The organism is Acinetobacter sp. CFCC 10889 (assembly GCF_003268395.1).
Classification (GTDB): Bacteria; Pseudomonadota; Gammaproteobacteria; order Pseudomonadales; family Moraxellaceae; genus Acinetobacter.
Genome location: NZ_LQXQ01000078.1, coordinates 1 through 12,344 on the forward strand (window position 1 = coordinate 1; position 12,344 = coordinate 12,344).

Annotated in this window: 16 protein-coding genes; all 16 read left to right on the top strand. The window is 39.5% G+C overall.

The features are described 5' to 3' along the window. Positions 1 to 81: 81 nt before the first annotated feature. Positions 82 to 543: a hypothetical protein gene (locus AVJ19_RS18910; protein WP_111861139.1), complete on the top strand. Its 462-nt coding sequence runs from the start codon at positions 82 to 84 to the stop codon at positions 541 to 543. A 71-nt stretch (positions 544 to 614) separates the two neighbouring features. Continuing rightward, a complete protein-coding gene (locus AVJ19_RS18915; protein WP_111861140.1) occupies positions 615 to 869 on the top strand; it encodes a type II toxin-antitoxin system Phd/YefM family antitoxin in 255 nt (84 codons plus the stop codon). Further along, positions 866 to 1,123, top strand: a complete 258-nt coding sequence (locus AVJ19_RS18920) for a Txe/YoeB family addiction module toxin (protein ID WP_111861141.1) — start codon at positions 866 to 868, stop codon at positions 1,121 to 1,123. The genes AVJ19_RS18915 and AVJ19_RS18920 overlap by 4 nt, the downstream gene beginning before the upstream one ends. A 746-nt stretch (positions 1,124 to 1,869) precedes the next feature. Further along, complete coding sequence (locus tag AVJ19_RS22820; RefSeq protein ID WP_111861152.1) at positions 1,870 to 2,691, top strand: Gp49 family protein; 822 nt, start codon at positions 1,870 to 1,872, stop codon at positions 2,689 to 2,691. 2 nt (positions 2,692 to 2,693) lie between these two features. Next, a complete protein-coding gene (locus AVJ19_RS18930; protein WP_111861142.1) occupies positions 2,694 to 3,173 on the top strand; it encodes a hypothetical protein in 480 nt (159 codons plus the stop codon). 54 nt (positions 3,174 to 3,227) lie between these two features. Beyond that, entirely contained in the window at positions 3,228 to 3,677 is a 450-nt protein-coding gene (locus AVJ19_RS18935) for a hypothetical protein (protein ID WP_111861143.1), read from the top strand. Continuing rightward, positions 3,670 to 3,930 (top strand): hypothetical protein, encoded by a 261-nt coding sequence (locus AVJ19_RS18940; protein ID WP_111861144.1) that lies wholly within the window; start codon positions 3,670 to 3,672, stop codon positions 3,928 to 3,930. The genes AVJ19_RS18935 and AVJ19_RS18940 overlap by 8 nt, the downstream gene beginning before the upstream one ends. Beyond that, positions 3,914 to 4,450: a TIGR02594 family protein gene (locus AVJ19_RS18945; protein WP_171334248.1), complete on the top strand. Its 537-nt coding sequence runs from the start codon at positions 3,914 to 3,916 to the stop codon at positions 4,448 to 4,450. Before AVJ19_RS18940 ends, AVJ19_RS18945 begins: the two co-directional genes overlap by 17 nt. Before the next feature lie 70 nt (positions 4,451 to 4,520). Continuing rightward, complete coding sequence (locus tag AVJ19_RS18950; RefSeq protein ID WP_111861145.1) at positions 4,521 to 5,195, top strand: hypothetical protein; 675 nt, start codon at positions 4,521 to 4,523, stop codon at positions 5,193 to 5,195. Further along, positions 5,134 to 6,657: a terminase large subunit domain-containing protein gene (locus AVJ19_RS18955; RefSeq protein ID WP_111861146.1), complete on the top strand. Its 1,524-nt coding sequence runs from the start codon at positions 5,134 to 5,136 to the stop codon at positions 6,655 to 6,657. Before AVJ19_RS18950 ends, AVJ19_RS18955 begins: the two co-directional genes overlap by 62 nt. After that, positions 6,657 to 6,995: a hypothetical protein gene (locus AVJ19_RS18960; protein WP_111861147.1), complete on the top strand. Its 339-nt coding sequence runs from the start codon at positions 6,657 to 6,659 to the stop codon at positions 6,993 to 6,995. Before AVJ19_RS18955 ends, AVJ19_RS18960 begins: the two co-directional genes overlap by 1 nt. Positions 6,996 to 7,104: 109 nt before the next feature. After that, a complete protein-coding gene (locus tag AVJ19_RS18965; RefSeq protein ID WP_111861148.1) occupies positions 7,105 to 9,312 on the top strand; it encodes a hypothetical protein in 2,208 nt (735 codons plus the stop codon). Between the two features lie 44 nt (positions 9,313 to 9,356). Next, a complete protein-coding gene (locus AVJ19_RS18970) occupies positions 9,357 to 10,310 on the top strand; it encodes a hypothetical protein (RefSeq protein ID WP_111861149.1) in 954 nt (317 codons plus the stop codon). Positions 10,311 to 10,376: 66 nt separating this feature from the next. Next, positions 10,377 to 11,534, top strand: coding sequence for a N4-gp56 family major capsid protein (locus tag AVJ19_RS18975; RefSeq protein ID WP_111861150.1), 1,158 nt, complete (start codon positions 10,377 to 10,379; stop codon positions 11,532 to 11,534). Positions 11,535 to 11,579: 45 nt separating this feature from the next. Continuing rightward, on the top strand, positions 11,580 to 11,882 hold the full coding sequence (locus AVJ19_RS18980) for a hypothetical protein (protein WP_111861151.1): 303 nt from the start codon (positions 11,580 to 11,582) through the stop codon (positions 11,880 to 11,882). A gap of 1 nt (position 11,883) precedes the next feature. After that, the coding region (locus AVJ19_RS18985; protein WP_162626657.1) for a hypothetical protein at positions 11,884 to 12,344 on the top strand (461 nt) is incomplete at its 3' end.

Consider the following 12,344-nt stretch of genomic DNA (forward strand, 5'->3'; position numbering starts at 1 on the left):
GATATTCTTTATTTTTATTGCCATTTGCGTGTTGGTTTGGGTCAGTGGTCAGTGTGAGCATCAAATACATGGTGGTGCTGTATGAAAATCATGATCGGCATCGACACAGGTGTTAAAACAGGTTTTTCGCTTGCAATTGATTATAAGGATGGTAAAGGTGGACAACTTAAAGATGTGTCCACTTTAAGCATCACCAAAGCTATGGAGAAAGTGCGCCTAAGTATCGAAAAATGGGGCATAGAAAACGTAAAACTATATATTGAAGATGCAAGACAGCGTAAATGGTTCGGTGAAGCAGATCGGCGGCAGCTTAAATCAGGTGCAGGGGTGCGTGAAGGTGTTGGATCAGTAAAGCGTGACGCAAAGATATGGGAAGATTGGTGCAAGGAAGAAAAATATCTATATGAGATGATTCACCCTGCTGCTAATTTGACGAAATATGATGCAGTTAAGTTTAAGAAATATACCAAATGGGAGGGTCGCACAAGTGAACATGGTCGTGATGCTGCAATGTTGGTCCATCAGCGTCATGCGAAGTTTTGAAAAAAACTTGCTTATTTCTTAATTATGTACCAATATAGGTACATATTAATGTACTTATATTGGTGGGAATGATGAAAGTTGTAACATATACGGATTTAAGGAAAAATCTTTCAACTGTGTTGGATGGTGTGATAGATGATCACTCACCAGTCCTTGTAACACGTCAAAACAATCAAACAGCAGTATTGATTAGTTTAGATGATTTTAATGCGTATGAAGAAACGGCGTATTTAATGAGCAATCCTGCGAATGCGGCTCATTTAATGAAATCTATTGCACAAGCCAAAGCTGCAAAAATTAATCAACATGAGTTGATTGAAGAATGATTCTAAGTTGGACTGATGAATCTTGGAATGACTATTTGTACTGGCAGACTACAGACAAACAAACTGTAAAAAGAATTAATCTACTAATCAAAGAAATTTTACGCAGCCCATTTGATGGTATTGGAAAGCCTGAACCACTCAAACATAATTTATCAGGTTATTGGTCAAGACGAGTTGATAAGACTAATCGCATTGTGTATGAAGTTTTGGATCAGCAAATACTAATCATATCGTGTCGCTATCATTACGAGTAATAAAAAAGCCACTTTAAAAGTGGCTTTTTGGTCTATACCTCCCGATAAAGTATTTTTATACACTTCCGATAAACGGTAGGTTTTATGCCTATATAGAATAGTTTTTAGAGAAAATTTTCAAAAAACAGGGTTGTTTTACGTGTTTTACAAAACAACCCCATGAGGGTCGTTTGTCAAGCTTTATAAAAAATACAATAAAAGCGTCTTTTGTCGCATAAGCAATATTATTTGTGATTGATTTAAAAGGAAAAATAAGAATTAAATAAATGAATTTAAAATTCATTTTATAAATGATGATTATTTTATTTATTAGATAATTAATAAAATTATTTTAAAGTCATATACAGGTGTAATGTAAATAATACTTGAATATTATACTAATTAATTAAATGTAAATAATTGTATTTAATAAATAAAAACGACATTAACGGCGATTAATGTCGGTTTTTATGCGAAAATGAGAGTTTTTATATTTGATTTGATGAAAAAAGTAACTTCAACAAAACAATTAGATACTATTATTTTTTTTATGGAATCGCAATAAAAAATATATAAATCAAAAAATATACAAATATTTATATTGATTTATACTTTCTATTTATAGTATTTTATATCTATTCTTGTAGTTTTATGCTCAAGAGTAAAATTTGTATGAATGCGTATAAAAAACACGCAAAAATTGATCAAAACCTAGCAAAAGCTAGGTTTTTTTATGCCCAATGGTAAAAAAACAGGTGTTAAATAAAATGACCGATTTAAATAAACTGAATGAATTTATTAAAGATAAGCGTGTTGAATCCAATGAAAGCACCCACGGCGAAACGCTTTTTCAGGTCACAATTGAATTGAGTGATCGTGCTGAGGTCGTAGGCTTTAAAAATGAAAACTTTGAAGAAGCTGAAAAGGACGCTCTTAAACGTGCGTATGAATATGCTGAAAAAAATGGCTTCTTTGGTAATGTGGTTCAAGCGGAACAAAAGTTGAATGATAGCGCCGTTACAGTACGTGTTACGGCGGATCAAATTGATTCAAAGATTAAGAGTGTTGAATATATTCTGCCACGTGATGTATGTAAGCGTGATAACGGCGTAGAAGTATTTGATGCACCACTTGCACTTCAAACTTTAACATTCTGCATTATTACATTAGAAAACGGCTTTACTGTTACAGGTGAATCAGCATGTGTAGATCCTGCAAACTTTGATGCTGATGTTGGTCGTAGAATTGCTTTTCACAATGCACGTGAAAAAATTTGGCAGCTCGAAGGCTATTTGCTGAAAGAGCAATTATATATGGCAAATGAACGCCTAGCTTTCGTTGATTCTCTAGATTTCAGCTTAGCAATGGATGTAGGAAAATGCACCGAGCCAAGTCCTGAAAATACGGAAGCTTGCGCCGTGGGTGAAGCGTGTTTGGGTACAGCAGATGGTTATAACGACTATCAGAAACTCGATATGAAGTTGATGAAAGGTCGTTTTCTTGTTGATGTTCTTGCTAATGCAGGAACTGATCGTAATTTAACAACCGCAGCTTCAACAAAGCTCCAATCACTCATTAAGGAGCTTTGATCATGCCTAAATTCATTATTAAACCTGTAGAACTCGAAGCGATTCAATACCAGTGGGATGATGAAACAATCTCACAAGAAGAAGCTGAAGATAATATCGCTGATTTTATCAATCAAAATATTCAATCACTTTCTGACCATGAAATGATTTTAATCGAAATTTCAGGCGAAAAAGTTGATGTCGAGCGTGGCGATTGGGTAATCAAAATTGAGGGTGAATTTGAAGTGCTTTCAGATGAAGCACTTAAAAACAATTTTGCGCCGTATGACACTTGGCTTGATCGTGTTCGCTTTGAACAATCGATTGTAGGCAGTAACACGGAAAAATTGACTGTTGCAATCAGCAAAGAGCGTCCGAGCTTTGTAAGTGAAGTGCAATGGGCGTATATGGGGCGTCAATCGTTCCACCAAACGCAGTACAACAATATTTTGCTAGATCGTATCGCAAGTGCGGAACTCGATTTAGCAAATAAAGACGCTTAAACCCTTTTATAAAAACAAAAATAAAATCATTTTATTGGCAGATCGGGACTAATCATGTTCGGTTTAATCTTTCGACTTGCAATCGTTTTTAGTATCCCGATTGCGTCCATTTTTCGCAAAGCAAATGCAGGGGAATTGCTTGACACGGCGGTAAATGAATATTCAGTCGAAGCAATCATTGTCTTATGTGTCTTGATGATGATAGTTGGCTGTTTTGCTTCAATTCTGACACCTGAACCCGAAGGCATTGCACCCACGAAAGTTTTTTCTAAGGTGGTGTTTTCGATTTTTGGTAGCTTATGTGCATTTATCTACATTGTGCATATCGAAAAAGGATTGAATCTCGTTCACGCAGCATGGGTAGGCGGTGTGTCTTATGCCGCACCTGCAATCATACCAAGCTTAAAAGCTTTGGTTTATGAGTTGATACCTGTTGCAAAACAACACATCAAAGACTTTCTAAGCCGTTTTTTCGGTGGAAGTGGGAGAGGTAGCAATGAATAGCCTACAGTTTTCTTGGATTTTTATTGGTTTTGCAATTGGGGTGATTATGCTCATCCCGATCAAGCGGTGTCTAGCCACACATAACGGTCTTTTATCAATGCTCATAGCGTCAATTATGGGCATTTTTAATGTCGGTGCGCCGTTTCTTGCAGTTTTAGCAGCATGTTTTTTCTTTACATATGGCATGTACCAAAACCAACACAAATATTTCGGCACAAGTACAGGGGAAGCACATCATGACAAAGCAAAGTGAATTAAGTTGGGTTGCAGTTGGGCGAACTCGAATAGGAACACATGAAGTAAAAGGGGCTAAACATAGCCCCTTAGTTTTGTCTATGTGGGATGTGTCATTTAAAGCAACAGGTCAAAAAACATGGATTAAAGATGATGAAACGGCTTGGTGTGGTGGATTTATTGGGTATTGCTTTGCTCAAGAAAATAACCAGGTACTCATCGAACATATTCCAAAGGATTTTTATCGTGCTAAAAGCTGGGCAAATAGCGGAACAGCATTGAAAAAGCCAGCTTATGGCTGTGTGGTCGTATTTAGTCGCACAGGCGGCGGTCATGTGGGCATTGTGGTTGGTAAAGATAAGCACGGCAATATCATGGTATTAGGCGGCAATCAATCAGATGCAGTCAATATCAAACCTTTTTCTACAAGTCGAGTTCTCGCATATCGTTGGTGTGGCACTCAAAAGAATCCTTTAGCTTCTCGTTATGATTTACCAGTGCTTGATAGCAATGGAAAAGTCAGCACGAATGAAGCTTAATCAGTTTGACCGTGAACTTTTTGTTCAAAAAAACACTTGTTTCGGTCTTTTTTATGTTGAGTAACGCCGTATGTCGAAAATATGCGGTGCAAAAACTCGCAGTGGAAGTAAATGTCAGCACAAGGCAGGGCATGGCACAGATCATGTCGGTACAGGAAAGTGTCGATTACATGGCGGTGCATCAAAAGGCGCACCAAAGGGCAATAAGAACGCTCAAAAGCATGGCATTTACTCCACAATTTTGTCAGTGCAGGAATTGGATGCAGCAAGTCAGATGCAGGGAAGCATTGAAACTGAGCTTGCCATTGCTCGTATTCAGCTTATGCGGCTATTACAAAAACAAAATGAACTTGGGGATGAGCCTACATTACTTGAAGTGCATGAGCATTGTACGTTTATAGATGATACAGAGCCGCAGTCTTTACTCGATAAGATGAAGAAAAGCGCCGAAGAATGTGGTGAAGAATACGATCCTGATGGGGATGAAGATTACATTGTTGAACCCGAAGAAAAAGAAAGAAGTGTCAATCAGCGTAGACGAGTGTTTCAGCGCCGTGATTTTCAGTATGAAATTACTCGGTTAATTTCGCTCATTGCTAAGCTTGAGCTGTCATTGCTGAATATGCAGCAAAAACAGATTGCAATCACAGAAGCGAATAAGCCGAAAGAGGGGAATAGTAAAGATGATCTCTCTAACCTCACCGATTCAGAGTTGGATAGAGCAATTCTCGAAATTTTCAAATGATGAGAAGCTAAAGCACTTAGCCAAGTTAGATCGCAATAAAAAAATAAAACTGATCAAGGTTTTATCAGTTTATAAAGAGCGAAAAAATTATCGTTTTAATACGCTGTTTCCTGATGATGGGCAGTATAAGCGTGAACTCTACGTTAAGCATTTGGCTTTTTTTGATGCAGGTACGAAATACCGTTCACGCCTGTTTATGGCAGGTAACCGTGTCGGTAAAACCGTTGCAGGGTCGTATGAAGCAACACTACACGCCACTGGACTGTATCCACATTGGTGGGTAGGGAAACGCTTTGAGCATTTAACCGAAGGTTGGGTCGCAGGTAAGACCAACGAAACCACACGTGACATTATTCAAAAAGAACTTTTTGGCAATGTGGTGTATGTCAATGGTAAGAAAACGGTCGATGGTACAGGGACAATCCCCAAGCACCTGATTGATCGTTTCAATATTCGTTGGAAGTCGGGTGTTGCAGATTTAATTGACACGGTACGCATTAAGCACGTATCGGGTGAATGGTCGATTTTAGGTTTAAAGTCGTATCAACAAGGACGTGGCTCGTTTGAGGGGACGGCGAAACACTATATTTGGCTTGATGAAGAACCGCCACAAGAAGTCTATACCGAGTGTGTCACTCGTACAGCAACAACAAAAGGCTTGGTATTCATTACGTTCACGCCGTTGGAAGGTACAACGGCAATGGTGGACGACTTTATTAAGAAGTCAGCCGAAGGCATTAATTTCATGGTGCAGGCAGGTTGGGATCATGCGCCACATTTAACAGAAGAAGATAAAGCCGATTTATTGGCAATTTTCCCGAAACATGAACATGAAGCACGTTCACAGGGGATTCCTTACGCAGGTTCGGGTCTGATCTTTCCGATTAATGAGAAAGATATTGTCTGTGAGCCTTTCGATATTCCATCGCATTGGACAGTCATCATCGGCTTGGACTTTGGATGGGATCACCCAACGGCGGCAACCGCTTTGGCTTGGGATCGGGATACAGACACGGTTTATGTATTTGATGAATATAAAGATCGTGAAAAGACACCGAAACAACATGCACCCCACATTGCAGCGATGTGTCATTGGTCACCTGTAGCATGGCCGCATGATGGTTTACAGCATGACAAAGGTTCGGGTGAAGAAATTGCACAGCAATATCGTGTTGCAGGTCTGAATATGTTGCCTGAACGTGCGACTTTTGATGATGGGTCAAACGGCGTAGAAGCAGGCTTAATGATGATGCTCACCATGATGGAAGAAGGTCGTTGGAAAGTCTTTAGCAATTGTGAAAATTGGCTTGAGGAACGCCGTGGTTATCATCGTGAAAAGGGCAAGGTCGTGAAGTTAAAGGATGATGTGATCTCATCAAGTCGATATGGCTTGATGATGATCCGTCATGCCATCACCAAACCACGTAAGAGCAGTAAAATCAGCAATAGGGCAAAACTGTAATGGATTTAGAAATTAAAAGTATTGAGCATTATGGCTCAGTCAAGTGGCTTGAACTGGGTCGCAATCTTGGTCTGAAAGTCGGTGTTGCTAATTTTACTTTTCGCTTAAACGATGGGTCAAAATTTGAAGATGCTGCATTGGTGATGTGCCGTAACACCTTTGGCTATGGTCGTTTGAATGTCACGTTATTACGCAAACAGGCATACGAATTTGAAGATGATCAGGTTTTGATTGACGGTATGGCAAAACAAGCCGCAGAACAATTATTGCGTTCTGATACACCTGAAGATATGAAAAAATCGCAGACATTATCGAATATGCGATTGATGATCTTGTGATGCACCCACCTGAAGACATTTATCTTGAGCAAAAGCGTGAATTGCGTGAAATGGAAAAACTCGGCTTAGTCATCAAAGCCAACGATAAAATTATTGTGGATGCTCGCTAATGAAAGTGCCAATAGATAACTTTGATTTTCATGAAGATAACCTAGATTCTGATTTTTTAGGATCTGACGATGGTATGTTTTTATTGTGGGCGCAAGGTTTATATAAGCGTGAGTATGAATTGCAAGTCGAGAATCGCAATCAGCGTTCTATAGATTGTGGTTTTTATGATGGTGATCAATTTTCAGATGAGGAACTCGCCGTGTATGAAGCACGTGGACAGACCCCACGTGTGTATAACGAGGTAAAACCGACAATTGACTGGATACTTGGCTCAGAGCGTAGAACACGGATGGACTATGCAGTCTTACCACGGACTGAAAATGATAGTGATGCATCATTGCGTAAAACAAAATTATGTAAGTACGTGGACGATATTAATAAGTCCAAGTGGCAGCGTTCTTTATCATTTGAAGATATGGTCAAATCGGGTGAAGGTTGGACACGTGTTGGTTATGAAATTAATGATGATGGTGATTATCAGATTCTTTTAAAGCATGTACCATGGCGCAATATTTTATCTGACAGTAGCTCACATTCACCTTTGATGAATGATGATCGCTATGTTTGGGAAACCAAAGTGATTGATCTATCAGTTTTGATGGTGCATTTTCCTGATAAGCTGAATGAGCTTTATTATGATGCAGAAGATAAAGCCGATTTAGAAAATGATGTGATTGAAGAATCGCTTTTAACGTCCGATGGTCGCCATACGCAACGTATTCGTAGCGGTGTAATTTCCCTACATGATCGTATGCACGAAGAACGTAGAGCAGTTCGTGTTTATGAAATGTGGTACAAGCAGCCTGAAAAGGTCAAAATTATTAAGGGTGAAAGTGCTTTCAACGGCGAAATATTCGATGAGAACAATCCGCAGCACATTCAGTTAATACAATATTTTGATCATAAGGTACGTGAAGTTGTACGTCAGCAGATTTACTGTGCCATGTACACCAATAACACGCTGTTATATCGTCAAAAATCGCCGTATAAGCATAATCGACTGCCTTATATTAAACGTAGCTGTTATATACGCAATAAAGATGGTGCGGCATACGGCGTAGTCCGTCAGATTCGTGATCCGCAAAGTGATTTAAATATTCGTAGAAATAAGGCGTTATTTCAGCTTGCAACCAATCGTATCATCATGGATAAGGATGCAGTCGAAGATAAAAACAACTTGGTACAGGAAGTCGCTCGTTGGGATTCTGTGATTGAGAAGAAAGCAGGGGCTTATTTTGAAATTCAGGAAGGTTCGGCATTAGCCAATCAACATATCGCCGTAGGTGAACAGAACAGTGCCTATATTCGTCAGGTATCGGGTGTTACGGGTGAAAATCGGGGCATGTCGACCAATGCCAATTCAGGTGTTGCAATTCAAGCACGTCAAGAACAAGGCACAGTCATTACCACGGTCTTAACAGACAACCATATTTTGGCTAGACAGCTTGAGGGCGAGTTAATTTTATCGCTGATTGAGCAGTTCATGGATAAGCCAATGCAGTTCCGTATCACGGCGGATGATCTTAAAGAAGATCCTGAGTTTGTCGATGTGAATCAAGAAGACGATCCGACAACCGACATCACCAAAACCCAAGCTGATTTTATTGTGGCAGATAAGGATTATCGCTCAAGTATGCGTCAAGCCTTGTCAGAGCAGCTTATTGCAACAGCAGGGGTGATCTCACAACATACAGGCAATCCAATGTTGGGAGTGGCGCTATTAATTTCAGCGATTGAAATGCAAGATATTCCTGAAAAATCTCGTATGACTGAGGAATTGCGTAAAGCCGCAGGAATGCCGCCGAAGAATGAAACTGATGAACAGCAGCAGGCACGTGAAGCATTGGCACAGCAACAGGCAGAACTTGAGAAGCAAAAACAAGACTTGATTATGCGTGAGAGTATGGCGCAGATCGCTAAACTCGAAGCAGAAGCCAATAAAGTCAATAATGAAGCTGAGTTACAAAAGTTACGCATTCAGATTGAAAAATTAAGAGCCATGTTAGAAGCGATACAGCTTGGTAATGGTGCAATAGCTTCACCAAGAGAAGCATTAACCGTGGCAGATGACTTAATCAATAATGCGGATGCAGTCCTGAATCTTAATAATAAGCAGGTTGAGCCAGTGCAAATACCGACACCACAACCACAGGTTGAACAGCAATTACAGACTGAACAGCCACCCATACCACAGCAACAATTCTAAAGTCCCGAAAGGGGCTTTTTTTATGAGCATAATTAGAGGTTTTTATGAGCATTGATGATGATTTAGTTGGTAGCGAGTTTGAGCTTACCGAAGAAGAAAAGGCGCAGCTTGCACTAGAAGAAAGCGAAGAAGGTCAAGAAGATGATCAAATTGAAGAAGTTGATCAAGCCACTTTAGATGCTTTGCTTAATGGAACTGGTGATGATGGTGCGAATAATGATCCTGAAAATAACCAGGATACACCAACTGATCAAAATCAGGAAAATAACGCCGTTGTAGATACAGCCAATCAAGCACAAGAGCAAGAACAGACCATTGTTCGTGAGCAGGTTGAAAAATACGAAACGTCTTTAAATGATTTGCAAACGCAAATTGATGAAAGTACACAGAAACAAACAGATGTACTGACGCAAATTGACGAACTTGGCAAATTATTTGATGAAGGTGAAATCGGGCAAGGTGAATATAATTCACGCTTAAAACGTCTTGAGATTGAGCTAGACACGGCGAAAAAACAGGAATCTGATGCACATAGTCAATATCACTCGACTGATAAAGAATATCGTGATTTTTCAGAGGAACAGCAGTCCAAATATATTGAGCTTTGGAAGAAAGAAGTCAATGTTTTCTTGGCTGAAAATCCTGCTTATGTTGGTGAAGGGAATTACCGTACTCGTTTTGATGAAGTCTTTCAAGACATGCAAGAAAAAGGCATTTTTGCAGGGCTAGACTATAAGCAAATCATTTCTACAGTACAGCATCGTGTTGAAATTGAACTTGGTCAACCTGAAAAGCCAAAAAAGGCAGCACCAAAGGCTTTACCTAAGCATGACAATGTCACGATTCCGCCGTCTATGAATCAATTGCAGCAGCTTGAAGATAATGCAGGTGGTGATGAATTTGCCATGATTGATCGTCTACAAGGACTAGAGTACGAACAAGCAATAGAGAAATTGCAAAAGAACAATCCTGAAGCTTACAAGCGTTATATGAGCTAAAAGCCAAACACACTTAATTTTTAAACACAAAGTCGCCATAGGCGGCTTTTTTTTGGAGTAAAAATAATGGGACAGACCGTTATTAATGCAGGTGCATCAAATGTGCCTAAGAAATGGGCAGGGGTCTTATTCAACGCAACAGTTGCAGATTCATTTTTCTTAACCAATATGACTGACAACTCTCGTTCAGTTGACAATGATGGTGAGATGGCAAATGCCCCCGTTGTTGTCCTAAATCACTTGGAAAAATCGGCAGGTGAAGATGTACATTTTGAAGTGTATATGCAGGTATCGGGTAATCCGACTTACGGCGATGACACTTTAGAAGGCAATGAAACGGATTTAGAAAGTTTTTCTGATGAAATCCGTATCAACCAAGTGCGTAAAGCGGTCAGTGCAGGTGGTCGTATGACACAGAAGCGTACTGAAACCAATCTGCGTAATATGGCTAAAGTGAAATTGTCAGAATATTTCTCTAAATATGTTGACCAAGTTCACTTCACCAACTTGGCAGGTGCACGTGGTATCAATGCGGATTATGAGTTGCCGCTTGGGGTCGATTATGCAATCCCTAAAACCCATAAATTTAGCGAATATGATGCAGATCATAAGCTTTATGGCGGTAATGCAACGAGCAAAGCAACACTGACAGCAACCGATACCATGAAATTGACCACGATTGAACGTGCATTGACCAAAGCCAAAGCAGAAGGTGGTGGTTCGGACATGAAAATCCGCCTTGATCCGTTAAAGCTTGATGGTCAAAAAAATGCGTTTATCGTATTGATGCACACTTACCAAGCACATGATTTACGTGCAGATGTGGGGACAAAAGGTTGGTTTGAGATTCAAAAAGCTTTAACAACTGCAGAAGGCAAAAAATCTCAAATCTTTAGTGGTGCATTAGGGTGGCATCAAGGCGCATGCTTAAAAGAGCATAAGGACGTTGTACGTTTTAATGATTTTGGTGCAGGTAAAAACGTGCAGGGCGCACGTGCTGCGATTATGGGTCGTCAAGCATTAGTCACAGCATTTGGCAATGCTGCATCGAAAGGCAAGATGCGTATGGGTTGGGAAGAAGAATGGAAGGATTATAAAAATAAGCTTTCCGTTGCAACAGGCATGATTTTTAACGTCAAACGTCCTGAATTTGATGGGAAAACCTACGGTTCATTCGCAATTGATACGGCGCACACAAGCGGTACTGCCGAAATCATTAATTAATCTGAAATGCCCTGTCTTTTGATGGGGCATTTTTGTGGAGATGCTATGAAAGATGCTATGAAAATCGCCGTGGTTAAAAATGTACTTGTCTATGATGGTACAGCAAGTAATTCAAATCCTGATATGCGCTTTGATTATAGCATAGGCACTGTTTATACAATGGTCGCTACAGGTACAGCAGGGCAAACAGTCAAACTTCAAGGCAGTATTGATAATGAACATTGGGTCGATATTGTGACATTTACAATTGAAGCAGATACAGATGTTTTAAGTAGCGTTCAACAGTTCTCTTATGCGTATTTGCAAGTGACTGGTGATGCAACATTAAAGATAGCAAAAGGACAGTAAAATGAGCGTTCAAGTACATACAAGTGGTCAAGTTACAATTAATGGTGATGCAGTTTTAAACGTAAGTTCGGGTGATGGTGGTGGTCCAAGTACGCCAGTTGATCTTAGCGGTTACGTAAAGAAAACAGAACTCAATATTGTAGCAAATAATCTACAATCACAAATTAATAATTTGGGTGGAGGTGGTTTAAATATCGTAGAAGGTGGGGAGTTTATTAACTGTAGTAACCCATCAGAGGGAGTGATTGTTATAGCTTCTGAACCAGATCCGATAATTAATTATACAGGATTATTCTCTTTAGAATTAAATCAAGGGAATGCACTGATCTTTGATGTGTTCTTAGGTTCATTAAGTTTTGGATCATTACCTTATAAATTATCAGTAATGTATGAATACAAAGATTTAGATTTTACTGAAACGTTTTTAAGTTGTAACGAAGATCAATCAGGTAAATATTTTTA